Below are 26,025 nucleotides of genomic sequence, written 5' to 3'. Positions count from 1 at the left end.
TAGATTGTCCGGAAAGCCGCGTCTAGCTTCTCCCGAGATCAACAGACAATGGGAGTTTGCATCATGCGTGTTTTCGTAACCGGCGCATCCGGCTGGGTGGGCAGCGTGACGGTAAAGGAACTGGTGGACGCCGGCCACACCGTTGCGGGCCTTGCCCGTTCCGATCAATCCGCCGCCGCCGTGGAGGCTGCCGGCGCAAGGGCAGTCCTTGGCAGCCTCGATGATCTCGATCTTCTCAAAGCGGAAGCGGCGTCAGCCGACGGCACTATTCACACCGCTTTCAACCATGACTTCAGCCGGTTTGCGGAGAACTGCGCCCAGGATGCCCGCGCCATCGAGGCCATGGGTGAGGCGCTTGCCGGCAGCGGCAAGCCGCTTGTCGTCACCGCCGGTGCGGCCATCCCGACCACGGACGGATTGCTGACAGAGCAGATCGCCGCCCCCGCCGTCTCCGAGCGCTATCCGCGCGCATCGGAACAGGCAGCATTCTCGATGCTCGACAGGGGCGTGCGCGCCATGATCGTACGCCTGCCGCCGACCACCCACGGCAAGGGCGACAAGGGCTTCATGCCGATCCTGATCAACATCGCCCGTGAGACGGGGTTTGCGGCCTATGTGGAAGGCGTTGCCGCCATCTGGCCGGCAGTGCATCGCTTCGACGCGGCCCGCGTCTTTCGCCTGGCGCTTGAGAAAGGCGAAGCCGGCGACTGTTTCCATGCCGTCGCCGAGGAAGGGATTGCCATGCAAGACATTGCCGCGGCGATCGGCAGGGGTCTTGGCCTTCCTGTGAGGGCGATCGCGCCCGATGAGGCGCAAGCCTATTACGGCTGGTTTTACCACTTCGCCATGATGGACAGTCGCGCCTCTAGCGAGTGGACAAGACGAAAGCTCGGTTGGGAACCGACTCACAAGACCCTGCTCGAGGACCTTTCGCAACGCCATTACTTCGAAAACTGAACTCAGCCCGGTCGTCATCACCTGTTGGCGACCGGTGTTTTCGCTTTGCCTCAGACCGGATAATCCCGTTCGCCGAAGATCGCGGATCCGACGCGCACGCTGGTGGCGCCGAAGGCGACCGCGATCTCGTAATCGCCGGACATGCCAATGGAGAGCTTCGGCACGTTGTTTTCCTTGGCGAGATCGGCAAGCAGAGCGAAATGCGGGCCCGGATTTTCGCCCGCCGGCGGAATACACATCAGGCCTTCGATCTCGAGCCCAAGCTCATCCCGGCAAAGATCGAGAAAGGCTTGCGCCTCACGCGGGTCGATGCCGGCCTTCTGGGGCTCGTTGCCGGTATTGACCTGCACGTAAAGTCTCGGCGCCCTGCCCTGCTTCTGCATTTCCTTCGCAAGCGCGCGGGCGATCTTTTCCCGATCGACGCTTTCGATCACATCGAAAAGCTTCACCGCGTCTTCCGCCTTGTTGGACTGCAACGGCCCGATGAGGCGGAGTTCGATATCCGGCGTCTCTTCCTTCAGCGCCGGAAACTTTTTCAGCGCTTCCTGGACCCGGTTTTCGCCGAAGACCCGCTGCCCCGCCGCGATCGCCGCGCGGATGACATCGGCCTCGTGGGTCTTGGAGACCGCCACCAGCGTGACCGCATTCTCCGGACGTTCGGCCTCATGTTCGGCGGCGAGAATCCTTGCACGCACGTCCTCAAGATTTTCGGCAACACCCATCGGTTTCAACTCCTTTTTCCGCCGCCGCACCTTATGGCAAACGCATGGCGCGCCGCAACGGGTCCACACCGCTTTCCCATACCGGCAAATCGCCCCGTATAACTTGACGCTGGGGCGCTTTCATGATGAAGCTCACCGCCAAAATGACCAAGAAAATGACCGAGTAGCACCGATATGGCCTCTGAACGTTACAACCCGCGCAAAGTCGAACCGAATTGGCAGAAGAAGTGGAACGAAGACAATGTCTTCGTCACCGACAATGCCGACCCGCGCGAGACCTACTACGTGCTTGAGATGTTTCCCTATCCCTCGGGACGCATTCATATCGGCCATGTTCGCAACTACGCCATGGGCGACGTGGTGGCGCGCTACAAGCGCGCCCGCGGCTACAACGTTCTCCACCCCATGGGCTGGGATGCTTTCGGCATGCCGGCCGAAAATGCGGCGATGCAAAACAAGGTCCACCCCAAGGACTGGACCTATGACAACATTGCCACGATGCGCAACCAGCTGAAATCCATGGGCCTGTCGCTCGACTGGACCCGTGAATTTGCCACCTGCGATGTCGAATATTACCAGCGCCAGCAGCATCTCTTCATCGATATGCTGGAAAAGGGCCTCGTCTACCGCAAGCAATCCAAGGTAAACTGGGACCCGGTCGACATGACCGTCCTTGCCAATGAGCAGGTGATCGAAGGCCGCGGCTGGCGCTCCGGCGCGCTGGTCGAACAGCGAGAGCTGACGCAGTGGTTCTTCAAGATCACCGATTTTGCCCAGGACCTGCTCGATGCGCTCGACACGCTGGACGGCTGGCCGGAAAAAGTGCGGCTGATGCAGAAAAACTGGATCGGTCGCTCCGAGGGCATGATGGTGCGCTGGGACATTTCCGACGGTGCGGAGAAGGCCGGCAGCCATGAGGAACTGACGGTCTACACCACCCGTCCGGACACGATCTTCGGCGCTTCCTTCATGGCGATTTCCGCCGACCATCCGCTGGCGAAGGAAGCCGCGAAGCATGACGACAAGGTCGCCGCCTTCTGCGAGGAGACGCGTCGCGCCGGAACCTCTCTGGCGGCCCTCGAAACGGCGGAAAAGAAGGGCGTCGATACCGGCATCCGCGTGCGCCATCCCTTTGACGAGGCCTGGGAACTGCCCGTTTACGTCGCCAATTTCGTGCTGATGGATTACGGCACGGGCGCCATCTTCGGCTGCCCCTCCGGCGACCAGCGCGACCTGGACTTTGCCCGTAAATACGGACTGCCGGTGACCGCGGTAGTGATGCCGAAGGATGGCGATGCGGCGACCTTCGAGATCGGCGAAGAGGCCTATACAGATGACGGCGTGATGATCAATTCGCGCTTCCTTGACGGCATGAGCACGGACGATGCCTTCGAGGCAATCGCGCTCAAGCTTGAGTCCGATATCGTGCGCGCCGCGCCGCGCGGCGAACGCAAGGTCAATTTCCGCCTGCGCGACTGGGGCATTTCCCGCCAGCGCTACTGGGGCTGCCCGATCCCGGTGATCCATTGCGATGATTGCGGCGTCGTGCCGGTTCCGAAGTCCGATCTGCCGGTAAAGCTGCCGGACGACATCGATTTCGAAAAGCCCGGCAATCCGCTCGACCGGCACGCCACCTGGCGCCATGTCGCCTGCCCGCAATGCGGCAAGGATGCGCGGCGCGAGACGGACACGATGGACACTTTCGTGGATTCGAGCTGGTATTACACCCGCTTCACCGCACCTCACGAAGACGCCCCCACGGACCCGGCGATTGCCGACCGCTGGCTGCCGGTCGACCAGTATATCGGCGGCATCGAGCACGCGATCCTGCATCTGCTCTATTCGCGCTTCTTCACGCGCGCCATGAAAGCCACCGGCCATGTGAACCATGACGAGCCGTTCAAGGGCCTGTTCACCCAGGGCATGGTGGTGCACGAAACCTATCGCCTCGGCGGCAGCGGCACATCCGGCCGCTGGGTATCGCCGAGCGATGTGACGATCGAGGAAACGGACGGCGCCCGCAAGGCGATCCTGACCGAGACCGGCGAAGAGGTTGCCATCGGCGCCATCGAGAAGATGTCGAAGTCGAAGAAGAACGTCATCGACCCGGATGATATCCTGGCGACATATGGGGCCGATACGGCCCGCTTTTTCGTGCTGTCGGATTCCCCGCCGGACCGCGACGTGGTCTGGACCGAGGCCGGCGTTCAGGGCACGTTCCGCTTTGTGCAGCGCATCTGGCGGCTTATTTCCGAGGCGGCCCCTGCCCTTGCGGGCATTGACGCTAAGGCGGGCGAGAACGGCAGGGCGCTGGAAATCTCCCGCGCCGCCCACAAGACGCTGAAGGCCGTTGCCGCCGATCTTGACGGACTTGCCTTCAATAAGGCCATCGCCCGCATCTATGAACTTGTGAACGTGCTGGCCCAGCCGCTTTCGGAAGTCGACAAGGCCGATGACGAGTTGAAGGGCGCGCTGAAACAGGCAAGCCTGTTCCTCACCCATTGTTTTGCACCGATGATGCCGCATCTGGCCGAAGAATGCTGGCAGGCGCTCGGCGCGAAGGGTATGATCGCCATGGCGGCCTGGCCGAAGCATGACGAGGCCCTGACCGCCGACAATGAGGTGATGCTGCCGGTCCAGATCAACGGCAAGAAGCGCGCCGAACTGACCGTGGCGCGCGATGCCGATCAGGAGAGCATCAAGGCGGCGGTGCTGGCGCTTGAGGCCGTTATACGCGCACTGGACGGCAAGGAGCCGCGCAAGATCATCGTCGTGCCGCAAAGGATCGTGAATGTTGTTGTCTAGATCACGCCTGAAAGCGCTTGCCCTTTCGCTTGGCGCCCTTGCCGCCGTTTCCATGCTTGCCTCGTGCCAGGTACGTCCGCTTTACGGCGGCGCGGAGGGCACGGCGCTGAACGCGAAAATGCACGAACTCGCCTTTTCCGTGCCGACGACGCCGGTTGCGCAATATGTCCGTAACGAGCTGATCTTCCTGACGAGCGGCGGCGCCGGCGAGAGTATCAACGCCAGATATGACGTCGACCTTTCCGCCTTCGCCGTCACATCGGAACTGTTGCAGGACGACAGTTCGGATACGGCCAGCGCCGGGCGCACCATCGTCACGGCAGACTTTGCCCTGAGGCGGCGCGAGGACAACAAGCTTCTGGCGACCGGCCGGCGTCGGGCGACCGCCCTTCTCGATTTTCCCTCGCAGGAATTTGCCAAGCTGAGGGCCATTCGCGACGCCGAGCAGCGCGCCTCCAGGGAAGTGGCCGAGATCATTAATGCCGATCTTGCGATCGCGCTGAACGAGGAACCGCCGCTCGACCTGCCCAAGCCGCTTGCCGAATAGGCGAACCCGCCCGAAAACGCTATCATGGCCGCGCGGCCTCAGCGATCGAGCGAGTGGCCCAGCGCGAGCAATCTGAACCGGCGAAACAATGACGGAAATCAAGTCCTACAAGTTCGACGAATTTCTGCGACAGGACGCCGGGCGCTATCGCCTGTTCCTTGTCTATGGGCCGGACCGTGGTCTTGTCAGCGAGCGCGCCGGATTGATCGCCAGGGCATCGGGCGTACCGCTCGACGACCCTTTCTCGGTGATGAAACTCGACATCGGTGATGTTGAAGGTGATCCCGGACGCATCGTTGACGAGGTGAACGCGATCGGGCTTTTCGGCGGGTCACGGCTTGTCTGGGTGCGCGCGGGAGGCAATGACAAGGCGCTCACGAGCGCGCTCAACACGCTTTCCGAAAACCCGCCCGAGAGCGCGTATCTGATCATCGAAGCCGGGGATCTGCGCAAGGGAACGGCCATGCGCAAGGCCGCGGAGAGCGCACGGCAGATCGCCGCCATTCCCTGTTATGCCGATGACGCCCGCGCGCTCAATGCGCTCATCGATCAGACACTTGGCGAGGCGGAACTTAGAATTACGCCGCAGGCGCGGCAGCTTCTCGTGTCCATGATCGGCGGTGACCGCCTGGCCACGCGCAACGAGATCGAGAAACTTGCGCTCTACGGCCGCGGGCTGGAGATGATCACGGAAGAAGACGTCGCGGCCGTGATCGGCGATGCTAGCGCAATTTCCGCCGATGATGCCGTAGATGCCGTGCTTTCCGGCGACGTGGCGGCTCTCAGGCACGCCATGGCCAAGGTCTCGCAGTCCAAGACGCCGATTTTCATGATCCTCAACGGCTGCATCCGCCAGTTCCATCTGCTCGACCAGATGCGGGCCGAGATGGAGAGCAAACGCGTTGCCGCAAGCCAGGTGATACAAAGCCACGGACGCCAGATCTTCTTTCGCCGCAAGCCGATCTTCGAAAAGGCGCTTTCCGCCTGGAACGGCAACGCCGCCGAACGCGCGCTCAGAATGCTCTCGGATGCGGTGCTGAACACCAGGCGCTACCCGGCGCTCGAAGAGAGCATCGCGATGCATACGCTGCTGGCGCTGACGCTGCGTTCGAACAGACGCGGCGGCTAACCGAGCGGAACGTGTCGGCCTTCCGAAAACCAGCCGCTGATATTCAGCTCGCGGTCGGATCCTTGCAGGGCGCGATGCATGGCATCAGCAAGGGACCACAAGACCCTTCTGCGACGAGGCCGCTGCGCGGGTTACTGCTGATGCGCATCAAGACACCGCTGACGCAGCAAATCCTCTGCATCATCTTGAAAAAGCGAGAGAAAATTGTATCATTTCAAATTGATATGGTACAATCTCAAGGGTTGCGCTCCAGGCGTCGACAAATGTCGTCAAGCTGGTCGAGCGAACTGTAGGCGATTCTGATCTGTCCGCCGTCGTTCTTGTGATCAATGGTGATCGCCAATCCAAGACGATCGGAGAGCGAGCGTTCCAGCGCCAGCGTATCGGCATCCTTCTGCTTGGCGGGGCGCGGGGCGCGGAGACCGCCGCCATCAATCGCCTTTTGCGCAAGCTTTTCTGCCTCGCGCACCGACAGGCCTTTCTGCACGACCGTCTGCGCCAGCGCCAGCGGATCCGGCGTTGAGATCAAGGCGCGAGCATGGCCGGCGGACAGAGCGCCCTCCGCCAGCATGGTGCGAACGCCTTCGGGCAGCTTCAGCAGACGCAGGCTGTTGGCGACATGGCTCCGGCTCTTGCCGATGATCTCGCCGAGATCATTCTGCGTATAGCCATGTTCCGCCATCAGCAATTCGTAGCCGTTCGCCTCCTCCAGGGGATTGAGATCGGCGCGCTGCACATTCTCGACGATGGCAATTTCCAACGCCGTACGGTCATCGACGTCGCGTATGAGCGCCGGGACTTCGGATAGACCGGCCAGCTGTGCCGCGCGCCAACGGCGCTCGCCCGCAATAATCTCGAAGCGCTGCTCGCCAGTGGTGCGAACGACCACCGGCTGGACGATGCCATGCTGGCGAACCGAGGCAGCTAGATCACGAAGATCTTCTTCCTCGAAATGACGACGCGGATTCCGCGGGTTGCGGACGATGAACTCGACCGGGATGCGGCGATCCGCCGTCACCTGCACCGTTGCCGGCTCGGTCGGCTCCGCCTTTTCGATGTCGCCGATCAGCGCCGCAAGACCGCGGCCGAGCCGCCGTTTGGAGTTCTCTTCGCTCATGCTATTCACCTTCCAATGCCGCCGCCTCAAGCCGCCGCCATTGCCCGCTCGCGCTGGATGATTTCCGAGGCCAGCTGAATATAGGCCTGGCTTCCCTGGCACTTGAGGTCATAAAGGATCACCGGCTTGCCGAAGGACGGTGCCTCGGAAACACGCACATTGCGCGGGATCAGCGTTTTGTAGACCTTGTCGCCCATATAGTCGCGCACATCGGAAACCACCTGCTGCGCCAGATTGTTGCGCGAATCAAACATGGTCAGCACCACGCCCTGAATCTCGAGTCCCGGATTGATGGTGCTGCGCACTTCCGACACGGTGTCGAGCAGTTGACTCAACCCTTCCAGCGCAAAGAATTCGCACTGCAGCGGCACGAGAATGGCCTGGGCGGCGCCCATGGCGTTCATCGTCAGAAGATTGAAGGAAGGCGGGCAATCACAGAAGACATAGCGATAACGGCTCACATCCGACTGGGCCAACGCATCCCGGAGCTTGAACACCCTGCGAGGATCGGACGCGATTTCAAGCTCGAAGCCGAGAAGATCGAGTGTCGACGGCACCAGATCAAGATTTGGGACAGCCGTGGGGATTGCAGCCTCAACGATCGTCTTGTCGCCAACCAGAACGTCATAGGCCGAAAACTCCCGCTGATCGCGCTCGATTCCGAGGCCGGTACTGGCGTTGCCCTGCGGATCAAGATCGAGCACCAGGACCTTCTCGCCGATCGCCGCAAGCGCGGTCGCCAGATTGATGGCCGTGGTGGTTTTTCCGACGCCACCCTTCTGGTTGGCGACCGTGATGACACGCGTTTTACGATTCATTGACCATTCCGCCAGTTTCAAGAGGCCGACAACGACGCAAGGCGCGATATTTCCAGGATCACGGAGCCGGGTTCAACCTTGCTTTCATGTTTTACCAGATCGAAGTCCCAATGGTCACGCGCTTTGTCGACCTCGCGCCGAAAATCCCGGCCTTTGTGGAAAAACGCGCGGAAAGCAGGCCGCCCCGAAAACCAGGGTGCGGCATATTCCAGAAGCAGCGAAAGATCGGCGAGCGCGCGCGCCGACATCGCATCCCCCTCCACGATTTCGGCCGGCGCCGCTTCTGCGCGGATTGCATGCACGCTGGCGCGCGCGCCGGTCTCACGGATCGCTGTGCGAAGAAAGGATGCCTTCTTGTTGTTGCTCTCGACGAGATGCACCCAGCCCTCGCCCTGTTCGGCCAGCAGGATTGCCGTGATCAGGCCCGGAAATCCGCCGCCGCTACCGATATCGATCCATGTTTTCGGCTCCGGCGACAGCTGGAAGACCTGCGCGCTGTCGGCGACATGACGATCCCAGAACTGCTGCCGCGTTGATGGCGCGACCAGATTGATGGCCTTCGCCCATTTTTCGAAATGCCCCGCGAAGGCCTCGAGGCGGTCTTGTGTTTCACGTGAAACGGTTCGGCCGTTCAGTTTCATCAGTCACCTTCAAGCCGCGGCCGCACGGCCGGTCTTCAACCGCACCAACAGCAGGGAAAGTGCGGCCGGCGTCATCCCGTCAATCCGGCTTGCCTGGGCAATCGTCGCCGGGCGCGCCTTCGCAAGCTTGCCCTTGAGCTCATTGGAAAGGCCCGGCAACGCCGCATAGTCAAAGTCGTCGGGGATCACCCTGCCCTCATCCTTGCGCATCTGGGAAATATCTGCGGCCTGCCGATCTAGATAAACCGCATAAGCCGCCTCGATCTCTATCGCGCCGCGGACTTTTTCGTCCGTCTCGGCAAGCTCCGGCCAGATGGCGATCAACCCGTCGAAATCCTGTCCAGGATAGGCAAGAAGATCATAGGCCGTACGGCGCTGGCCATCCTGGTTAAGCTTGAGCCCATGGCCTGTGGCCTCATTCGGCGTCACCGAACGTGCCTTCAGCGCCGTCCGCGCCCGCTCCAGACGCAAGGCATAGTCCTCATACAGCGAACGCCTTGCGTTCGAGGCGATGCCCAGCGAGATCGCAAGCGGCGTCAGGCGCTCATCCGCATTGTCGGCCCGAAGCGTCAGCCGGTACTCGGCGCGCGAAGTGAACATGCGATAAGGCTCCGCAACGCCGCGCGTCGTCAGGTCATCAACCATCACGCCAATATAAGAGTCAGTCCGCGACAAAATCACGGGCTCGGAGTCGCCGGCAAACCGGGCGGCATTCAACCCCGCGACCAACCCCTGGGCGCCCGCCTCTTCATAACCGGTCGTGCCGTTGATCTGGCCGGCCAGAAACAGACCGGGCATCTTCTTCAGCTCCAGAGACGCCTTCAACTCGCGTGGGTCGACATGGTCATATTCGATCGCATAGCCGGGCTGAAGGATCGAGACCCTTTCAAGACCGGGAATCGCGTGGATAAAGGCCTGCTGAACCGCCTCAGGCAAGGAGGTCGAAATGCCGTTGGGATAGACGGTATGATCATCCAGGCCTTCCGGTTCCAGAAAAATCTGATGTCCGTCGCGATCGCCGAAGCGCATGATCTTGTCTTCAATCGACGGGCAATAGCGTGGCCCCACGCCCTCAATCTGTCCCGAATACATGGCAGAGAGGCCTATATTGTCACGAATGATCGCGTGGACGTCGGGCGTCGTGCGTGTGATGCCGCAATCGATCTGCGGGTTCTTTACGCCGGCTGTCATGAAAGAAAACGGAACGGCGTCGTCATCAGCTTTCTGCCGATCGAGCGAGGCCCAATCGATGGTCCGTCCGTCAAGTCGCGCCGGCGTGCCCGTCTTCAGCCGGCCGAGCGCTAGCCCAAGGCGACCCAGCGTTTGCGACAGCCCGACCGAGGGCGCCTCGCCGACCCGGCCAGCCGGGATCTTCCGTGTGCCGATATGGATCAGCCCGCGCAGGAACGTGCCTGTCGTCAGCACAGCGGCTCCGCAGCCATACCGCCGCCCGTCCTCCGTCACGACGGCGACAACGCGGTCATTGTCGGTCTCGACATCGAAGACATCGCCTTCGATGATACTGAGATTGTCGATCTCCGCCAGCGCGGCCTGCATTGCCTCCCGGTAGAGGCGGCGATCTGCCTGGCTGCGCGGTCCGCGAACGGCCGGTCCCTTGCGCCGGTTCAGCATCCGATACTGGATCGCGGCAGCATCGGCGACGCGGCCCATCAGCCCGTCAAGCGCATCGATCTCGCGAACGAGATGCCCCTTCCCCAACCCGCCAATGGCCGGATTGCAAGACATCACGCCGATCGTCTCACGCTTATGGGTGATCAGCGCCGTCCGCGCGCCGCTCCGCGCGGCCGTGGAAGCAGCCTCGCATCCAGCATGCCCACCGCCGATGACGATGACATCAAAATGATCGCTCATGAAAAAGCTCCGTTCAGGCTCGACGACCGCTGGCCGGAACCCTTGTTTTGGCGATGGTTTTGCCGTCTTGCCCCCGGAGAGTCAAGATTGTTTCACGTGAAACACGGTCTACTTGCCAACACAGAAGGACGAAAAGATCACGTCGAGAAGATCTTCGACATCTACCCGGCCCGTGATCTGACCCAGAGCCTCGGCGGCACGACGCAGGGATTCCGATGGCAGTTCCGGCGATAATTCGCGGGCCTCCACAGCCTCCTCAAGCGCGGCAAGCGCCAAGCGCAGATAGTCTGCCTGCCGCGCGCGCACCGGAAGGCTTAGCGATGAGCCCGCCACCCGCGCGGAAAGCCGATTAGAGATCGCAGTAATCAGCCGATCGATCCCCTCCCCGGTCTCGGCCGAGAGCACCAGATCAAAGCCGCCTCCGCCCGATGCAAGATCGGACTTGGTTCCCACGAGCAGGCAATCGCGATCCGGAAAGGCCTCAGGCAAGGCAACGCCCGTCATGTCGGCAAGCGATAGAACAAGATCGGCGTTCTCCAGCAGGGCGCGGGCGCGTCGCACGCCCTCGGCTTCAACCCTGTCCTCGGTCTCGCGCAGGCCCGCCGTGTCATAAAGACGAACAGCATAACCGCCGATGTCGAGGTGAACCTCGAGAATATCCCGAGTGGTACCGGCAATGTCGGTGACAATGGCGATATCGCGTTTGGCGAGAGCGTTCAAAAGGCTCGACTTTCCCGCATTGGGCGCCCCGGCAATCACCACCTGGTAGCCGTCCCGGATGATCTCTCCCGTGTGAAGCTCCGCAAGATGCTTGCGGATCTGGGCAGCCACGCCATCGACGCTTTGCCAGATGGTGGCGGAAACGGAGCCCGGTATATCGTCCTCGTCGGAGAAATCCAATTCGGCCTCGATCATGGCGCGCGCATGCGTCAGCGCCTCGGCCCAACGCTCATAGAGTCCAGACAGCCTGCCGCTTGCCTGTTCCATCGCAAGCCGGCGTTGCATTTCCGTCTCGGCGACGATGATATCGGAAAGTCCCTCGGCTTCCACAAGATCGAGCTTGCCGTTCTCGAAGGCCCTGCGGGTGAACTCGCCGGCCTCCGCATGGCGCGCCCCAGGAAAGGCAGCGAGCCGGGCGAGCATGGCATTCACCACGGCGCGGCCGCCGTGGAGATGAAACTCGACGCAATCCTCGCCGGTAAAGGAAGCCGGCCCGGCAAAGGCCAGCACCAGAGCCTGGTCGATGGAAACGCCTTCCGCATCCCGCAGGGTCATCAATCGCGCCTGACGTGCCGGCGGCACCCGGCCGGCAACCCCGACACAGATATCGAACGCTGTTGCGCCCGACAGGCGGATCACCGCAACGCCAGAGGGTAAAGCGCCGCTTGAGAGGGCAAAAATCGTATCGGTCGATCGCATGAGACGCGCCTATGACAGATCGAGTTCAAAATTATTTATATATTTCAATACTTTAATCAGAATTCGGGTGTCACCCAGAAACCGGTCATCGGTCGCTTTGGCAACGACACCGCTGCCCGCGACCCAGATCCGGCCAGGCCCTTCCGGGTCCCGGCCTCAACTTTCCTCAGGTGTTCATCGATTCGAAGAACTCGGCATTGCTCTTCGTCTGCTTCAGCTTGTCGATCAGGAACTCGATGCCGTCGGTCGTGCCCATCGGCGCAAGAATCCGCCGCAGCACGAAGACCTTCTGCAGATCCTGACGCGGGACAAGCAGGTCCTCCTTGCGCGTGCCCGACTTGAGGATATCGATCGCCGGGAAAATGCGCTTGTCGGCGACCTTGCGATCGAGCACGATTTCCGAGTTGCCGGTGCCCTTGAACTCCTCAAAGATTACCTCGTCCATGCGGCTGCCGGTGTCGATCAGGGCCGTGGCGATGATCGTCAGCGAACCGCCCTCCTCGATATTGCGCGCCGCGCCGAAGAAGCGCTTCGGCCGCTGCAGGGCGTTGGCATCGACGCCGCCGGTCAGCACCTTGCCGGAAGACGGTACGACGGTGTTGTAGGCGCGTCCGAGACGGGTGATGGAATCGAGCAGGATGACGACGTCGCGGCCGTGCTCGACCAGGCGTTTGGCCTTCTCGATCACCATTTCGGCGACCTGAACGTGGCGTACGGCCGGTTCATCGAAGGTCGACGACACGACCTCGCCCTTCACCGAGCGCTGCATGTCGGTCACCTCTTCCGGACGCTCGTCGATCAAGAGAACGATCAGGAAGCATTCGGGATGATTGGCCGTGATCGAATGGGCGATGTTCTGCAAGAGAACCGTCTTGCCCGTGCGCGGCGGCGCGACGATCAGTCCGCGCTGTCCCTTGCCGAGCGGCGCGACGAGGTCGATGACGCGCGGCGAGAGATCCTTCGATGTCGGGTTCTCCAGTTCCATCTTGAACCGTTCATCGGGATAAAGCGGCGTCAGATTATCGAAATGGACCTTGTGACGGATTTTCTCCGGATCGTCGGAATTGATCGTGTTGACCTTCAGAAGGGCGAAATAACGCTCACCTTCCTTCGGTCCGCGGATTGGGCCTTCGACAGTATCGCCCGTCTTCAGCGCAAAACGCCGGATCTGGGAGGGAGAGATATAGATGTCGTCCGGACCCGGCAGATAATTGGCATTTGCCGAACGCAGGAAGCCAAAGCCGTCCTGAAGAACCTCGACGACGCCCTCGCCGATGATCTCGACATCCTGCGTGGCCAGCACTTTGAGAATGGCGAACATCAGCTCCTGCTTGCGCATCGTGCTGGCGCCCTCGACCTCGAGCGATTCGGCAAAGGCCAGGAGGTCGGTTGGTGTCTTGCTCTTCAGTTCCTGAAGCTTCATTTGAGACATGAAGTAAACCGTGAATTGTTGTGATGATCGAAAGGCCGGTTGCACTGGTGGAGCAGTGCCAATTCGGATTGGCGCAGGGGTATTATTGCACAGCCTTTTTGGATGGGTCGGCTGGAAGATACTGATTTGCCCGTGTCGTTACAAGAGCAAATACGCGTTTTTGCCTCGGAAAACGCGCCAAACCATTTATCAAACGATTAAAAGGGTTTAACGATCACCATAATCACGGCAATGATCATCAGCACGGTCGGCGCCTCGTTGACGATACGCCAGTGCCGGGCGCTCGTCGAACGCTTGTCGGCGGAAAAATCCTTGATCGCCTTGCTGTAATAGCCGTGGACACCGGACATCAGGAAGACGGCGAAAAGCTTTACATGCAGCCAGCCATCGGAGAGCCATCCGCCGTCCCAGGCCAGATAAAGGCCGAAGATCCAGGTCAGGATCATGGCCGGGTTCATGATCACCTTCATCAGACGATATTCCATCACCTTGAAAGTCTCCGACTTCTCCGAACCCGGCGCGCTGTCGGCGTGATAGACGAAAAGCCGCGGCATGTAGAACATGCCCGCCATCCATGAGATCACCGCGATCACGTGAATGGCCGTCGCCCAGAGATAGAAACTGTCGCGCTGGAAGACGAAGAGTCCGAGACAGACGAACAGGAACAGAAGCAGCGCCGTCATTGCCCGGCTCGCCGACTTCCTGCCCGCGACCTTCCCCGTTTCGCCCTGCTCCGTCATCATTTCCTCCGCATATATTTGTTTTATAAGATTTATTTCTCGCCGCGCACCAGCTTGACGAGCGTAGCGACTGTTTCCGGATCCACTTCCGGCGTGATCCCGTGTCCGAGATTGAAGATCATCGGACCGTCCGACAAGGCTTCAACAATAGCGGTCGCACGCGCTTTCATCAGATCACCACCCGCAACCAATGACAGTGGATCGAGATTGCCCTGCACCGGTCCATCCTTCTGCAGCTCCTTGGCAATGGCGAGCGGCACCGTCCAGTCGAGGCCGATCGCATTGGCATCGGTTTTCTGCCGGTAGGTCGAAAGATTGGCGCCCGCGCCTTTGGCAAAGGCGATGATCTTCGCTCCCGGCACGGCCTGCCGCACCGTCCTGACGATCCGGGCGACGGGACGCGCGGCGAAATCGGCAAAATCCTCTTCGCCGAGCACGCCGGCCCAGCTGTCGAAAATCTGCACCGCGTCGGCGCCCGCCTTCAATTGCCGGATCAGATAGTCGGCGGAAAGATCGGCGATCAGATCGAGAAGCTTCAGGAATTCCGTCCTGTGCCGATAGGCGAAAAGCCGGGCCGGCGCCTGGTCGCTGGTCCCCTTCCCCGCGATCATATAGGTCGCCACGGTCCAGGGCGCGCCGCAAAAGCCGAGAAGGCTCGTCTGAGGGGACAGGTTTTTCCGGATACGCCCGACCGCCTCAATGACCGGATCAAGCGTATCAGCTTCGTAACGGGTTTCCAGTGCGGCGATATCGCCGACCGCGATCGGATCAAGGCGCGGTCCCTCGCCCTTTTCAAAGCGAACCCCGCATTTCAGGGCGTCGGGGATCACCAGAATGTCCGAAAACAGAATGGCAGCGTCAAAACCGTAACGCCGGATCGGCTGCAGCGTCACTTCCGTTGCAAATTCGGGATTGTAACAGAGGTTGAGGAAACCGCCGGCCTTCTCCCTCAAGGCCCGGTATTCGGGAAGGTAGCGGCCTGCTTGTCGCATCAGCCAGATCGGCGGCGGGTTGACGGTTTCGCCTTCAAGCACGCGTTCCAGCGTCCGTTCTGCCATATCCCCAGCCCTTGTAAATAATGAATCTGTTTATGTCTGGATTCCTTTTATTTCTTAGAGTCTGTGAGGATCAAGGATTAAAGGGTTTTCCGGGATTATGAGTCTTTTCCACGCATTCGGCGTTCTTCAGCGGGATTAAAATACCGCCTTGATGGCAATTGTGGGGATCCGCATGGAATATTTCATGGATTCAAATCCTTGGCCTGTTGCGATGGCGGTCGTCGGCCTGTGCAAAACCACTGGAATTTTGCCGCGAAAGCCATTCTTTTCCCCGTTTTCAACAGCGGCGTTTGAACCTATTCAACGAAAAAGGATATGTGGATAAATCGCAAGACAACCCACAGGCCAAAACCGGCGCTTCGCATTCGCCCCGTTTTGTCCAGCGTTATGAACAGGAGGCGAAGGACATCGTGGAAAACCGCAAAAACTTCTTTCACCTCCATCTGATCTCCGATTCGACGGGCGAGACGCTGATCTCCACCGGCCGCGCAGTCTCCGCCCAGTTCGGCGGCTATGAGCCGATCGAACATGTCTATCCGCTGGTGCGCAGCCGCAAGCAGGTGCTCGCCGTGCTCAGGGCAATCGACGAGGCGCCGGGCATCGTTCTCTATACGGTGGTCAATGAAGAACTCGGCGCGCTTCTGGAAGAAATGTGCCGGGACATGAATGTGCCCTGCGTCAACGTTCTCGATCCGGTCGCCAGGGTGTTCCAGTCCTATCTCGGCACGGCTTCGCGGAGGCGCTCCGGCGCCCAGCACAGCCTGGACGAGGACTATTTCGCCCGGATCGAAGCGCTGAACTACGCCATGGATCACGATGACGGGCAGATGCCGGAGACCTATGACGAGGCCGATGTGGTCATTCTCGGCATCTCCCGCACGTCGAAGACGCCGACGAGCGTCTATCTCGCCAATCGCGGCGTGAAGGCGGCCAATATTCCGATCGTGCCGGGAATGAAACTGCCCGAAAGTCTCTACCGCGCGAAGAGGCCGCAGATCGTCTGCCTGATCGCCTCGCCGGGACGGATATCCCAGGTGCGCGAGTTCCGCGAGTTCGGCAGCGGCGCGGACGAGGGCAAGAGCGAATATACCGATCGCGCGGTGATTGCCGAGGAGCTGAAATATGCCCGCAGCCTCGCCGCCCAGAACAACTGGCCGATCATCGATGTCTCGCGCCGCTCGATCGAGGAGACGGCGGCGGCCATTCTTGCCCTGAAATACGAGCTGAAATAGTCACGCCGGAGCTGCGAGAGGAAAGCGCCGATGCCGAAGAATGAAGCGATCATCCTGGCCTCCACCAGTCCTTCAAGGCGGGCGCTGCTCGCCAACGCGGGGATTGCCTTTTCCAGCATGCGCCCGCATGTGGATGAACGGTCAACGGAAGCACCCTTTCTGAAGACCGGCGCGACGCCGGAATTTCTCGCCGGCCTTTTGTCGCGGGCAAAGGCGCTCGACGTCGCGGGCCGCGCGCGAGGCGCTTTCGTCATCGGCGGTGATCAGGTGATGGCGTTCGAGGGTCGTCCCTATTCCAAGCCGGAAAACCGGGAGGAAGCGCGCGAGCACCTGAAGCGTCTCTCCGGCAAGACGCATTACCTGATGAGCGCCTTCGCGATTGCCCGTGACGGCGAGATCCTGTTCGAGGCCTGCGAGACGGCGGCCTTGCACATGCGCCCGCTCGACGAGGCGGAGATCGACCGCTATCTGGCGCGCCTTTCCGACGAAGTGCTGTTTTCCTCGGGCGTTTACCAGCTGGAAGGCCCGGGCGTGCGACTGTTCGAGCGGATCGACGGCGATTTCTTCACGATATTGGGCATGCCGATGCTTCAGTTGCTGGCGGCCCTGCGCAAACTCGGAGCATTGCATGACTGATTCACGTGAAACCCATCTGCGGCGGGCCTGCGTCATCGGCCATCCCGTTTCCCAGTCCCGCTCGCCGCTGGTTCACGGCTATTGGCTGAGGAAATACGGGATTTCCGGGGATTATGTGCGCGAAGACGTGGCCCCGGGGGAAATCGCGGGCTTCATCGATCGTCTGCGCTCCGGCGAAGCCGGTTTCGTCGGCTGCAATGTCACCATCCCCCACAAGATGGCCGCTTTCGAGCTTGCCGACGAGGCCGATGAAAATGCCACGCTTCTGGGCGCTGCCAACACGTTGTGGGTCGAAAACGGACGCGTTCATGCCGCCAATACGGACGGCCTCGGCTTTACCGGCAATCTCGACGCGGCGCATCCCGGCTGGGATTATGCGGAAAAGGCCGTAGTGCTGGGCGCCGGCGGCAGCGCGCGTTCGATCGTCATGGCGCTGAAACAACGCGGCATTTCCCACATCCACATCATCAACCGCACGCTGGCGCGGGCCTCCGAACTGGCCGCGCGGCTTGGCGACCGCGTCGATGCGCATGACATGGACCGGCTTGCCGACGTAATGAAAGGTGCCGGCCTTTTCGTCAACACCACGTCGCTCGGCATGAAGGGCGGCGCCGTGCCGGACTTTGACTTCGGCCTCCTCTCCGAAAACGCCATTGTAGCCGATATCGTCTATGTGCCGCTCGAAACGCCGATCCTGAAACAGGCGAAGGCGCATGGGTTGAGGACGGCGGACGGCCTCGGCATGCTTTTACATCAGGCCGTGCCGGGTTTTGAAAAATGGTTCGGCAGGAAGCCCGAGGTCGATGACGCGTTAAGAAATGAAATCATCGCCGATCTTGAGGCGAACGGATGATCATTCTCGGCCTCACCGGATCGATCGGCATGGGAAAGTCCACCACGGCGGGCTTTTTCACCGAGGCCGGCATACCGGTACAAAATGCCGACGAGGTGGTGCATGCGCTTTATCGCGGCCGGGCCGTGGCCCCGGTCGAGGCCGCCTTTCCGGGCGTTGTCGAAAATGGCGTAATCGATCGCGCGCGCCTCAGCAGGGCGCTTGCGGGCAAGCCGGAAAATTTCGAGAAGCTGGAGGCGATCGTCCACCCGCTGGTGCGCGAGGAGCGCGACCGCTTCCTGGAAAAGGCGCGCGCCGACGAAGCACCGATCGCCGTGCTTGACATCCCCCTCCTGTTCGAGACCGGGGCCGAGCGCGCCGTCGATTACGTGCTCGTCGTCACCTGCGATCCCGCGATCCAGCGCGAACGCGTGCTGGCGCGGCCGGATATGACAGTGGAAAAGTTCGAAACAGTGCTGAAACGCCAGCTTGGCGATGGCGAAAAACGCGCGCGGGCCGACTATATTGTCGACACGGGGCACGGCATTGACGAGGCGCGGGCGGCGGTCGGTCACATCATTGCCGAGCTGAAGAACAAGGCGGCGGACGACGCGGCGCAGAAAGACTAAGGAGCGGTGATGAAGGTCACGCGCGATATCATTTTCGATACCGAAACAACGGGCATGGACAAGAATGACGACCGGCTGATCGAGATCGGCGGCGTCGAGCTGATCGACCATTTCCCGACCGGAAAGACCTTCCATGTCTATGTCAATCCGGACGGCAAGACCGTGCATCCGGAAGCACTTCAGGTGCACGGCATTTCGGACGAGTTCCTGAAGGACAAGCCGGTCTTTGCCGATGTGGTCGACGATCTCCTGGCCTTTTTTGACGGCGCCCGCTGGATCGCCCATAATGCCGCCTTCGACATGGGCTTCATCAACGCCGAACTCGGCCGGCTCGGCAAACCGCCGATCGACCAGGAGATGGTGGTCGACACGCTGGCGCTTGCGCGCCGCAAGCACCCGATGGGTCCCAACAGCCTCGACGCTCTCTGCAAGCGCTATTCGATCGACAATGCCCACCGCACCAAGCACGGCGCGCTTCTCGATGCGGAATTGCTGGCAGAGGTCTATATCGAGATGTCTGGCGGGCGTCAGGCGGCCTTTCGCCTGGTCAATGCGGGCTCGGCGGATGAATATGACAGCGACGGCAATTTGCGCAAGCTGCCGCCCCTCGTCCGCCCCCGCCCGCTCCCCTCGCGCGTTCACGCGGAAGAGGCCGAGGCGCACGCGAAAATGCTCGCCGAGATCGGCGACAAGGCGCTGTGGCACAGCGTTTCGGGGACGTGAGGAGCGGCTGTCTGGTTAGGCTGTTGCCGAAATCAGGTGCTGGCCGATCTTCCGCCCACCGATCTCCCCCCTTGAGGGGGAGATGTCGCGAAAGCGACAGAGGGGGGTAAAGGGCATGAGCCGCATAGGCCGCGTTCGTTGAAGGGGTTCACCCCTCTCTGCCCCTTTCGGGGCATCTCTCCCTCAAGGGGAGAGATTGGTGGGGCAACGCCCCCTGTCTTCACTTCACATATTTGCGCCAGTCGTGCTGTTCCTCAAACCCCAGAACCTCGCGGATCTTGCGGTTGGAAAGCGGCGCTTCGTAATCGCCCATCTCCCGGGTGATCGGCGTGTTCGGTGCGTATTTCTTCAGGAAGTCGACCGTCTTCTCGTTGGCCGTGATCGTGTCATTGGTGGCGTTGAAGACTTCGAAGCCGAGACCGTCCTTCTCGAGGCAGAGATCGACGATCTGCCCGAGGTCGCGCGCATCGATATAGCTCCAGGCATTGCGCTTGCGTGAGGGCGGATCGGCGAGGAAGGCCGGGAACTTGGCATAATCGTCCGGCGAGATGACATTGCCGATCCGGAGCGCATAGATATCGGCGCCGAAGCGCAGCGCGAAGGCGCGCGCCGTCTTCTCGTTGCAGACCTTGGAGAGCCCGTAGCTGTCGAGGGGATCGACATCGTAATCCTCTTCCAGCGGAAAGGCGTGAAAGTCCCGGTCGCCCTCGGCAAAGCAGACGCCGTAGGTGGTCTCGCTGGAGGCAATGATGACCTTGCGCACGCCGAGCTTCATCGCCGCCTCGATTACGTTGTAGGTCGAGATCACATTGGTCTGGTAGGTGACGTTGTCGGGCGTGATCATCACGCGCGGAATGGCAGCGAAGTGGACGACTGCGTCGGGTGCTTCCGGCAGTTTGCCGTTCTCATAGCGGTCCATGCCGAAATGCATGGACATGGCATTGAACACCTGGCCGCTGTCGGTCAGATCCGTGATCAGCGTCGTGACGTCCGGATGATCGAGCGCGACCAGATCGAGATTGAGGACGTCATGTCCCCTGTCGAGAAGATAGGGGATCACGTCGCGGCCAGCCTTGCCGCTGCCGCCGGTGAAAACGATGCGTTTCGTCATTTTTTCCTCGCTCTTGGGATGCTCCTCGAATGGACGGGATCGTGCAACGATCGGAACGAGGCGTCAAATCGATTTTAGCGGCTTTTGACGGGGCCGCTTGGCAGGGCGGCCATGACATGGCTATTCTGGCGCGCGATATTGACGAGGGGTCAACCAGGCGGGGTAAGCGAGAAAATGGCGAAAAAATCCGGCAGCGCATCGCGGCTTGACGAGGCGGCTCGGGCCGGCTGGCTCTATTATGTGGCGGGTCGCACGCAGGACGAGATCGCCGCCGCCATGGGAATTTCGCGCCAGAGCGCGCAGCGCCTCGTCTCGCTTGCCATGTCCGAACGGCTGATCAAGGTGCGCCTCGACCACCCCATCGCCGAATGCATGGCGCTCTCGGCGGCGCTTCAGGAGCGTTACGGGCTGAAGCAGGTGCAGGTCGTGCCGAGCGATCCGAACAGTGATACGGCGCCGACCGGCATAGCCGAGGAAGGCGCGGCCGAGATCGAGCGTTGGCTGAAGCGAAACGAGCCGACCGTGCTCGCCATGGGCACGGGGCGCACGCTGCGCTCGGCGGTGGAGCAATTGCCGCCGATGGCCTGCCCGCAACACCGTATCGTCTCCCTCACCGGCAACATCAGCCCCGATGGCTCGGCCGCCTATTACAACGTCATCTTTCTGATGGCCGACGCCATCCAGGCGCGGCATTTTCCGATGCCGCTGCCGGTTCTGGTGTCGACGCCGGAGGAACGCGCCCTGTTCCACGCCCAGCCGCTGGTGAAGCCGACGCTGGAGCTTGGCGGCAAGGCCGATGTCACCTTCGTCGGCATCGGCGAGCTCGGCCCGAAGGGTCCTCTGCTCTTGGACGGCTTTCTTACCGCAGGCGAGATGGAGGAACTGGTGGCCGTTGGCGCGGCGGGCGAGATCTGCGGCTGGCTTTTCAATGATGACGGGAGGCTGCTCGATCACCCGATCAACCAGCGCGTCGCCAGCATCCCCCTGCCCTCGACCGAGGATACGATCATCTTCGGCATGGCCCGCGGCAAGCCCAAGCACCGCGCCATCCGCGGCGCGCTGAGAGGCCGCCTGATCAATGCCCTGATCACCGACGAGGACGCGGCGCGTTATCTGCTGCTGCAGGACTGACTTTTCCGACATCTGTCGACTCTGATCGCGATCGCTGCAGCAGTTCACTGTTGTGGCGCTGTGATCATGCTGAGAATTTCTTCTTGAAAAACAGGAGGATGTTGCATTCGCCCAAAGTATGAGCATTCGCCCACTTGACACTTAGCAATGAATGATGGGTAATTGCCCACATCGTAAGCTATTGCTCAATTCTGAGGGAGGAACGAGTATGAGACTGCACACGATACTTCTGGGCGCGTGCTCGCTTGCGGCGCTCACCGGCGTCGCTTCGGCCGAAACGCTGACCATTGCCACCGTCAACAACGGCGACATGATCCGCATGCAGAAGCTCACCGACGATTTCACCTCGCAGCATCCCGATATCGAACTTGAGTGGGTCACGCTTGAGGAAAACGTGCTGCGCCAGAAGGTGACCACCGACATCGCCACCAAGGGCGGCCAGTACGACGTGCTGACCATCGGCAATTACGAGGTTCCGATCTGGGCAAAGCAGGACTGGCTCCTGGCGCTTAACGATCTGCCCGCCGATTATGACGCGGGCGACCTTCTGCCGGCGATCGCCGGCGGCCTTTCGGTCGATGATACGCTTTATGCCGTGCCCTTCTACGGCGAGAGCGCCATGGTCATGTACCGCACGGATCTGGCTGAAAAGGCCGGCGTAACCATTCCGGCCGAACCGAAATGGGACGACATCAAGAAGGCGGCCGCCGCCATGACGGACAAGGATGCCGGCATTTACGGCATCTGCCTGCGCGGCAAGGCCGGCTGGGGCGAGAACATGGCCTTCCTCGGCGCCATGTCCAATTCCTACGGCGCGCGCTGGTTCGACATGGAGTGGAAACCCCAGTTCGACACGCCGGAATGGAAGGCGACGCTGACGGATTATCTGGACCTGATGAACAACTACGGTCCGCCCGGCGCTTCTTCCAATGGCTTCAACGAAAATCTGGCGCTGTTCCAGCAGGGCAAGTGCGGCATGTGGATCGATGCCACGGTCGCCGCTTCCTTCGTGACCGATCCGGATGAATCCAAGGTCGCCGATTCGGTCGGCTTCGCCCTTTTCCCGGAAAAGGGCGATATCGGCAATCGCGGCAACTGGCTGTGGTCGTGGAACCTCGCCATCCCGGCTTCGACGACCAAGGCCGATGCGGCCAAGGCCTTCGTCGCCTGGGCAACCTCCAAGCACTATACCGATCTTGTTGCGAAACAGGACGGCTGGCGCGCGGCCCCTCCCGGCACCCGCACCTCGCTTTACGAGAACGCGGACTACCAGAAGGCAGCCCCCTTCGCCGAGATGACGCTGGAATCGATCAACGCGGTCGACACCAAGAAGCCTTCGGTTCAGGATATCCCCTATACCGGCGCGCAGTTCGTCTCGATCCCGGAATTCCAGGGCATTGGCACCGCGGTTGGTCAGCAGTTCTCGGCAGCTCTTGCCGGCAACACCACGGCCGACCAGGCGCTCTCGAATGCGCAGCAGCTCACCGCGCGTGAGATGATGAAGGCTGGTTACCCGAAGTAAGGCTTCCTCCTGAGGGCGGTCGGAACCCGTTGTCCGGCCGCCCGCCTTTTCCTTTCTGCCAAACTGTTCTTGAGAGCCGCCGCGCGTTTTGCCGTCGGCGGCTCTCGCGATTTCCGGTGCCGGGCAAAGCCCGTTGCGGAACTATTATGACGTGACGCGGCCGGATATGCGGCCCGCCTCACAGAGCGGGGAAAACCGAAATGGCGACGACCCATACCCGAAACGCGGCGCGGCTGATGATGGCGCCCTCGGTCATTCTGCTCCTCTTGTGGATGATCGTTCCGCTGTCGATGACCGTCTACTTCTCCTTCCTCCGGTACAATCTGCTGATGCCGGGAACGGAGAGCTTTGCCGGCTTCATGAACTACCGCTTCTTCCTCACCGATCCGGCCTTCTTCCAGGCGATCGGCAATACGCTGATCCTCGTCGGGGGCGTGCTGTTTGCCACAGTTGTCGGCGGCATCGCGCTGGCGCTGCTGCTCGACCAGCCGATTTTCGGCCAGGGCATTGTCCGCATTCTGGTGATCGCTCCCTTCTTCGTCATGCCGACGGTTTCGGCGCTCGTGTGGAAGAACATGCTGATGAACCCGGTCAACGGGCTGTTCGCCTCGCTCGCGCGCTTCATCGGCATCCAGCCGATCGACTTCCTGTCATCGATCCCGCTCACCTCGATCAGCCTGATCGTCGCCTGGCAGTGGCTGCCCTTCGCCACGCTCATTCTTCTGACCGCGCTTCAGTCGCTGTCCGAAGAGCAGAAGGAGGCGGCCGAAATGGACGGGGCGAACGCCTGGAACCGGCTGATCTACATCATTCTGCCGCATATGGCCCGCGCCATCACCGTCGTCGTTTTGATCGAGACGATCTTCCTGCTTTCGGTCTTCGCCGAAATCCTGGTCACCACCAATGGCGGCCCGGGAACGGAGAGCACCAATCTCACCTATCTCGTCTACATGCAGGCATTGCTGCAGTTCGACGTAGGCGGCGCTTCTGCCGGCGGCATCATCGCCGTCATTCTCGCCAATATCGTTGCGATCTTCCTGGTGCGGATGATCGGCAAGAATCTGGAGGACTGACGATGGCACGCCAGGTCACGACGCAGAAAAAGCTGGCCTTCACGCTTCTTGCGTGGGTCGTAGCACTCCTCATTTTCTTTCCGATCCTCTGGACGGTGCTGACGAGCTTCAAGACGGAAAGCGAGGCTGTTTCCTCGCCACCCTCGTTTTTGTTTTTCCGCTGGACGCTGGAGAACTATGTGGAGGTGCAGGCGCGCTCCAGCTATTTCCACCATTTCTGGAACTCGGTGGCGATCTCCCTCGGCTCCACGGTGATCGGGCTTTTGATCTCCGTGCCGGCTGCCTGGGCGATGGCGTTCTCGCCTACGCCCCGCACCAAGGACGTGCTGCTCTGGATGCTTTCCACCAAGATGCTGCCGGCCGTCGGCGTGCTTGTGCCGATCTACATCATCTTCCGCGATCTCGGCCTGCTCGACACGCGCATCGGCCTGATCGTGGTGATGATGCTGATCAACCTGCCGATCATGGTGTGGATGCTCTACACCTATTTCAAGGAAATCCCCGGCGAAATTCTCGAGGCCGCCCGCATGGACGGCGCGACGCTCGGCAAGGAGCTGATCTATGTGCTCACCCCGATGGCGGTGCCGGGCATCGCCTCGACCCTTCTTCTCAATATCATCCTTGCCTGGAACGAAGCCTTTTGGACCCTCAACCTGACGGCCTCCAAGGCGGCGCCGCTGACGGCCTTCATCGCTTCCTATTCGAGCCCGGAAGGCCTGTTCTACGCCAAGCTTTCCGCCGCCTCGACCATGGCGATTGCGCCGATCGTCATCCTCGGCTGGTTTTCGCAGAAGCAGCTCGTGCGCGGGCTCACCTTCGGCGCGGTTAAATAAGGACAAGACCAATGGGCAGCATCAGACTTGAAAACGTCTCCAAGCGCTTTGGCGAACATGCCGTCATTCCCGGCATCGATCTCGAAATCAACGACGGCGAATTCGTCGTCTTCGTCGGCCCTTCGGGCTGCGGTAAATCCACGCTGCTGCGCCTGATCGCGGGGCTCGAGGATGTTTCCGGCGGCCGCATCCTGATCGACGGCGAGGATGCCACCGCCAAGCCGCCGGCCAAGCGCGGCCTTGCCATGGTGTTCCAGTCATACGCGCTTTATCCGCATATGAGCGTGCGATCCAATATCGGCTTTCCGCTGAAAATGGCGAACATGGACAAGGCCGAGATCGACCGCAAGGTCAACGAGGCGGCGCAGATCCTGAACCTGACCGACTATCTGGAACGCAAGCCGCGCGCGCTTTCCGGCGGACAGCGCCAGCGCGTCGCCATCGGCCGGGCGATCGTGCGATCGCCGGAATGCTTCCTGTTCGACGAGCCGCTGTCGAACCTCGATGCGGCGCTCCGGGTCAATATGCGCCTTGAGATATCCGAGCTGCACCAGCAGCTTGGCGCGACGTCCATCTATGTGACCCATGACCAGGTGGAGGCCATGACCATGGCCGACAAGATCGTGGTCCTGCGCGCCGGCAATATCGAGCAGGTCGGCTCGCCGCTGGAACTCTACCGCAGCCCCGCCAACCTGTTCGTCGCAGGCTTTATCGGCTCGCCGAAGATGAATTTCATCGACGGCAAAACGGCGGAGGAATTCGGCGCCCACACGATCGGTATAAGGCCCGAACATGTCGCCTTGTCCACCGAAAGCGGCCGATGGAAAGGCAAGGTCGCGGTTTCCGAACATCTGGGCTCCGACACCTTCCTGCATGTGGATGTGCCGGAGCTCGGCCATATCACTACCCGCACGGACGGCGAGTTTCCGGTCCGCCATGGCGATACCGTCTTCATCTCGCCCGACCCGGAACGGCTCTACCGGTTCGACGCAAACGGTCTGGCGACACGGTAGCAACCGTCCCGCTTCCGATCGAATACCGAAATG

Annotated in this window: 25 protein-coding genes; 15 read left to right on the top strand and 10 right to left on the bottom strand. The window is 61.1% G+C overall.

The genetic code is table 11. The annotated features are described in order from the left end of the window. Positions 1 to 63: 63 nt before the first annotated feature. Positions 64 to 957 (top strand): SDR family oxidoreductase, encoded by an 894-nt coding sequence (locus tag AZF01_RS20075; RefSeq protein ID WP_061449859.1) that lies wholly within the window; start codon positions 64 to 66, stop codon positions 955 to 957. A 50-nt stretch (positions 958 to 1,007) separates the two neighbouring features. Here AZF01_RS20075 and AZF01_RS20070 read toward each other — a convergent pair whose 3' ends face one another. After that, positions 1,008 to 1,679, bottom strand: coding sequence for a YggS family pyridoxal phosphate-dependent enzyme (locus tag AZF01_RS20070; protein ID WP_061449858.1), 672 nt, complete (start codon positions 1,677 to 1,679; stop codon positions 1,008 to 1,010). 174 nt (positions 1,680 to 1,853) lie between these two features. On the opposite strand from AZF01_RS20070, the gene leuS reads away from it, so the two are divergent. The 3 genes from leuS (at position 1,854) to holA (ending at position 6,160) form a co-directional block, all read left to right on the top strand. Next, positions 1,854 to 4,484 (top strand): leucine--tRNA ligase, encoded by a 2,631-nt coding sequence (gene leuS, locus AZF01_RS20065; protein WP_061449857.1) that lies wholly within the window; start codon positions 1,854 to 1,856, stop codon positions 4,482 to 4,484. Continuing rightward, positions 4,477 to 5,031, top strand: coding sequence for a hypothetical protein (locus AZF01_RS20060; protein WP_245308951.1), 555 nt, complete (start codon positions 4,477 to 4,479; stop codon positions 5,029 to 5,031). Before leuS ends, AZF01_RS20060 begins: the two co-directional genes overlap by 8 nt. A gap of 88 nt (positions 5,032 to 5,119) precedes the next feature. Next, the gene (gene holA, locus AZF01_RS20055; RefSeq protein WP_061449855.1) at positions 5,120 to 6,160 is read left to right on the top strand and encodes a DNA polymerase III subunit delta; all 1,041 of its coding nucleotides are present in this window, start codon (positions 5,120 to 5,122) and stop codon (positions 6,158 to 6,160) included. A 235-nt stretch (positions 6,161 to 6,395) separates the two neighbouring features. On the opposite strand, the gene AZF01_RS20050 is transcribed toward holA, so the two are convergent. The 8 genes from AZF01_RS20050 to hemE form a co-directional block, all read right to left on the bottom strand. Further along, positions 6,396 to 7,277 carry a ParB/RepB/Spo0J family partition protein gene (locus tag AZF01_RS20050; RefSeq protein WP_061449854.1) on the bottom strand — a complete coding sequence of 294 codons (882 nt, stop codon included), beginning with the start codon at positions 7,275 to 7,277 and terminating at the stop codon, positions 6,396 to 6,398. Between the two features lie 26 nt (positions 7,278 to 7,303). After that, positions 7,304 to 8,095, bottom strand: a complete 792-nt coding sequence (locus AZF01_RS20045) for a ParA family protein (RefSeq protein WP_061449905.1) — start codon at positions 8,093 to 8,095, stop codon at positions 7,304 to 7,306. A gap of 17 nt (positions 8,096 to 8,112) precedes the next feature. Then, positions 8,113 to 8,736 carry a 16S rRNA (guanine(527)-N(7))-methyltransferase RsmG gene (gene rsmG / locus AZF01_RS20040; protein WP_061449853.1) on the bottom strand — a complete coding sequence of 208 codons (624 nt, stop codon included), beginning with the start codon at positions 8,734 to 8,736 and terminating at the stop codon, positions 8,113 to 8,115. A 9-nt stretch (positions 8,737 to 8,745) separates the two neighbouring features. Beyond that, on the bottom strand, positions 8,746 to 10,608 hold the full coding sequence (gene mnmG / locus AZF01_RS20035) for a tRNA uridine-5-carboxymethylaminomethyl(34) synthesis enzyme MnmG (RefSeq protein ID WP_061449852.1): 1,863 nt from the start codon (positions 10,606 to 10,608) through the stop codon (positions 8,746 to 8,748). Between the two features lie 108 nt (positions 10,609 to 10,716). After that, on the bottom strand, positions 10,717 to 12,027 hold the full coding sequence (gene mnmE, locus AZF01_RS20030; protein WP_061449851.1) for a tRNA uridine-5-carboxymethylaminomethyl(34) synthesis GTPase MnmE: 1,311 nt from the start codon (positions 12,025 to 12,027) through the stop codon (positions 10,717 to 10,719). A 166-nt stretch (positions 12,028 to 12,193) separates the two neighbouring features. Further along, positions 12,194 to 13,459 (bottom strand): transcription termination factor Rho, encoded by a 1,266-nt coding sequence (rho, locus tag AZF01_RS20025; RefSeq protein ID WP_156484752.1) that lies wholly within the window; start codon positions 13,457 to 13,459, stop codon positions 12,194 to 12,196. A gap of 197 nt (positions 13,460 to 13,656) precedes the next feature. Then, positions 13,657 to 14,199 carry a protoporphyrinogen oxidase HemJ gene (hemJ, locus tag AZF01_RS20020; RefSeq protein WP_061449904.1) on the bottom strand — a complete coding sequence of 181 codons (543 nt, stop codon included), beginning with the start codon at positions 14,197 to 14,199 and terminating at the stop codon, positions 13,657 to 13,659. 32 nt (positions 14,200 to 14,231) lie between these two features. Beyond that, positions 14,232 to 15,257, bottom strand: coding sequence for a uroporphyrinogen decarboxylase (gene hemE / locus AZF01_RS20015; protein WP_061449849.1), 1,026 nt, complete (start codon positions 15,255 to 15,257; stop codon positions 14,232 to 14,234). A gap of 410 nt (positions 15,258 to 15,667) precedes the next feature. Here hemE and AZF01_RS20010 point away from each other — a divergent pair, with 410 nt between their 5' ends. Genes AZF01_RS20010 through dnaQ form a run of 5 tightly spaced genes read left to right on the top strand, consistent with a single transcriptional unit; the run spans position 15,668 to position 19,309 of the window. Further along, on the top strand, positions 15,668 to 16,489 hold the full coding sequence (locus tag AZF01_RS20010) for a pyruvate, water dikinase regulatory protein (RefSeq protein ID WP_061449903.1): 822 nt from the start codon (positions 15,668 to 15,670) through the stop codon (positions 16,487 to 16,489). Between the two features lie 30 nt (positions 16,490 to 16,519). Beyond that, complete coding sequence (locus AZF01_RS20005) at positions 16,520 to 17,125, top strand: Maf family nucleotide pyrophosphatase (RefSeq protein WP_061449848.1); 606 nt, start codon at positions 16,520 to 16,522, stop codon at positions 17,123 to 17,125. After that, positions 17,118 to 17,978, top strand: coding sequence for a shikimate dehydrogenase (locus tag AZF01_RS20000; protein WP_061449847.1), 861 nt, complete (start codon positions 17,118 to 17,120; stop codon positions 17,976 to 17,978). Before AZF01_RS20005 ends, AZF01_RS20000 begins: the two co-directional genes overlap by 8 nt. Continuing rightward, complete coding sequence (gene coaE, locus AZF01_RS19995) at positions 17,975 to 18,586, top strand: dephospho-CoA kinase (RefSeq protein WP_061449846.1); 612 nt, start codon at positions 17,975 to 17,977, stop codon at positions 18,584 to 18,586. The genes AZF01_RS20000 and coaE overlap by 4 nt, the downstream gene beginning before the upstream one ends. A 9-nt stretch (positions 18,587 to 18,595) precedes the next feature. After that, on the top strand, positions 18,596 to 19,309 hold the full coding sequence (gene dnaQ, locus AZF01_RS19990) for a DNA polymerase III subunit epsilon (protein WP_061449845.1): 714 nt from the start codon (positions 18,596 to 18,598) through the stop codon (positions 19,307 to 19,309). Positions 19,310 to 19,529: 220 nt separating this feature from the next. Here the strand turns inward: dnaQ and AZF01_RS19985 are convergent, their stop codons facing one another. Continuing rightward, a complete protein-coding gene (locus tag AZF01_RS19985) occupies positions 19,530 to 20,420 on the bottom strand; it encodes an NAD(P)-dependent oxidoreductase (protein ID WP_061449844.1) in 891 nt (296 codons plus the stop codon). A gap of 29 nt (positions 20,421 to 20,449) precedes the next feature. Here AZF01_RS19985 and AZF01_RS24350 point away from each other — a divergent pair, with 29 nt between their 5' ends. The 6 genes from AZF01_RS24350 (at position 20,450) to AZF01_RS19960 (ending at position 25,992) form a co-directional block, all read left to right on the top strand. Beyond that, positions 20,450 to 20,629 carry a hypothetical protein gene (locus AZF01_RS24350; protein WP_197489624.1) on the top strand — a complete coding sequence of 60 codons (180 nt, stop codon included), beginning with the start codon at positions 20,450 to 20,452 and terminating at the stop codon, positions 20,627 to 20,629. Next, positions 20,595 to 21,551, top strand: a complete 957-nt coding sequence (locus tag AZF01_RS19980) for a sugar-binding transcriptional regulator (RefSeq protein WP_061449843.1) — start codon at positions 20,595 to 20,597, stop codon at positions 21,549 to 21,551. Before AZF01_RS24350 ends, AZF01_RS19980 begins: the two co-directional genes overlap by 35 nt. A 208-nt stretch (positions 21,552 to 21,759) precedes the next feature. Next, positions 21,760 to 23,073, top strand: a complete 1,314-nt coding sequence (locus AZF01_RS19975; protein WP_061449842.1) for a sugar ABC transporter substrate-binding protein — start codon at positions 21,760 to 21,762, stop codon at positions 23,071 to 23,073. 200 nt (positions 23,074 to 23,273) lie between these two features. Then, positions 23,274 to 24,146: a carbohydrate ABC transporter permease gene (locus tag AZF01_RS19970; RefSeq protein WP_061449841.1), complete on the top strand. Its 873-nt coding sequence runs from the start codon at positions 23,274 to 23,276 to the stop codon at positions 24,144 to 24,146. A 2-nt stretch (positions 24,147 to 24,148) separates the two neighbouring features. After that, positions 24,149 to 24,979: a carbohydrate ABC transporter permease gene (locus AZF01_RS19965; protein ID WP_061449840.1), complete on the top strand. Its 831-nt coding sequence runs from the start codon at positions 24,149 to 24,151 to the stop codon at positions 24,977 to 24,979. An 11-nt stretch (positions 24,980 to 24,990) separates the two neighbouring features. Further along, positions 24,991 to 25,992, top strand: a complete 1,002-nt coding sequence (locus tag AZF01_RS19960; protein WP_061449839.1) for an ABC transporter ATP-binding protein — start codon at positions 24,991 to 24,993, stop codon at positions 25,990 to 25,992. The last annotated feature ends 33 nt before the right edge of the window (positions 25,993 to 26,025 follow it).

Origin of the sequence: Martelella sp. AD-3 (assembly GCF_001578105.1) — a bacterium.
Lineage (GTDB): Bacteria > Pseudomonadota > Alphaproteobacteria > Rhizobiales > Rhizobiaceae > Martelella.
The sequence above is the reverse complement of the archived record's forward strand: the minus strand, read 5'-3'. Positions and strand labels throughout refer to the sequence as shown.

Excerpts from the sequence above, each read along its gene's own strand:
- AZF01_RS20075 (WP_061449859.1), top strand. The coding sequence starts at position 64 with ATGCGTGTTTTCGTAACCGGCGCATCCGGCTGGGTGGGCAGCGTGACG.
- AZF01_RS20070 (WP_061449858.1), bottom strand. The coding sequence starts at position 1,679 with ATGGGTGTTGCCGAAAATCTTGAGGACGTGCGTGCAAGGATTCTCGCC.
- leuS (WP_061449857.1), top strand. The coding sequence starts at position 1,854 with ATGGCCTCTGAACGTTACAACCCGCGCAAAGTCGAACCGAATTGGCAG.
- holA (WP_061449855.1), top strand. The coding sequence starts at position 5,120 with ATGACGGAAATCAAGTCCTACAAGTTCGACGAATTTCTGCGACAGGAC.
- AZF01_RS20050 (WP_061449854.1), bottom strand. The coding sequence starts at position 7,277 with ATGAGCGAAGAGAACTCCAAACGGCGGCTCGGCCGCGGTCTTGCGGCG.
- AZF01_RS20045 (WP_061449905.1), bottom strand. The coding sequence starts at position 8,095 with ATGAATCGTAAAACGCGTGTCATCACGGTCGCCAACCAGAAGGGTGGC.
- rsmG (WP_061449853.1), bottom strand. The coding sequence starts at position 8,736 with ATGAAACTGAACGGCCGAACCGTTTCACGTGAAACACAAGACCGCCTC.
- mnmG (WP_061449852.1), bottom strand. The coding sequence starts at position 10,608 with ATGAGCGATCATTTTGATGTCATCGTCATCGGCGGTGGGCATGCTGGA.
- mnmE (WP_061449851.1), bottom strand. The coding sequence starts at position 12,027 with ATGCGATCGACCGATACGATTTTTGCCCTCTCAAGCGGCGCTTTACCC.
- rho (WP_156484752.1), bottom strand. The coding sequence starts at position 13,459 with ATGTCTCAAATGAAGCTTCAGGAACTGAAGAGCAAGACACCAACCGAC.
- hemJ (WP_061449904.1), bottom strand. The coding sequence starts at position 14,199 with ATGACGGAGCAGGGCGAAACGGGGAAGGTCGCGGGCAGGAAGTCGGCG.
- hemE (WP_061449849.1), bottom strand. The coding sequence starts at position 15,257 with ATGGCAGAACGGACGCTGGAACGCGTGCTTGAAGGCGAAACCGTCAAC.
- AZF01_RS20005 (WP_061449848.1), top strand. The coding sequence starts at position 16,520 with ATGCCGAAGAATGAAGCGATCATCCTGGCCTCCACCAGTCCTTCAAGG.
- AZF01_RS20000 (WP_061449847.1), top strand. The coding sequence starts at position 17,118 with ATGACTGATTCACGTGAAACCCATCTGCGGCGGGCCTGCGTCATCGGC.
- coaE (WP_061449846.1), top strand. The coding sequence starts at position 17,975 with ATGATCATTCTCGGCCTCACCGGATCGATCGGCATGGGAAAGTCCACC.
- dnaQ (WP_061449845.1), top strand. The coding sequence starts at position 18,596 with ATGAAGGTCACGCGCGATATCATTTTCGATACCGAAACAACGGGCATG.
- AZF01_RS19985 (WP_061449844.1), bottom strand. The coding sequence starts at position 20,420 with ATGACGAAACGCATCGTTTTCACCGGCGGCAGCGGCAAGGCTGGCCGC.
- AZF01_RS24350 (WP_197489624.1), top strand. The coding sequence starts at position 20,450 with ATGGACGGGATCGTGCAACGATCGGAACGAGGCGTCAAATCGATTTTA.
- AZF01_RS19980 (WP_061449843.1), top strand. The coding sequence starts at position 20,595 with ATGGCGAAAAAATCCGGCAGCGCATCGCGGCTTGACGAGGCGGCTCGG.
- AZF01_RS19975 (WP_061449842.1), top strand. The coding sequence starts at position 21,760 with ATGAGACTGCACACGATACTTCTGGGCGCGTGCTCGCTTGCGGCGCTC.
- AZF01_RS19970 (WP_061449841.1), top strand. The coding sequence starts at position 23,274 with ATGGCGACGACCCATACCCGAAACGCGGCGCGGCTGATGATGGCGCCC.
- AZF01_RS19965 (WP_061449840.1), top strand. The coding sequence starts at position 24,149 with ATGGCACGCCAGGTCACGACGCAGAAAAAGCTGGCCTTCACGCTTCTT.
- AZF01_RS19960 (WP_061449839.1), top strand. The coding sequence starts at position 24,991 with ATGGGCAGCATCAGACTTGAAAACGTCTCCAAGCGCTTTGGCGAACAT.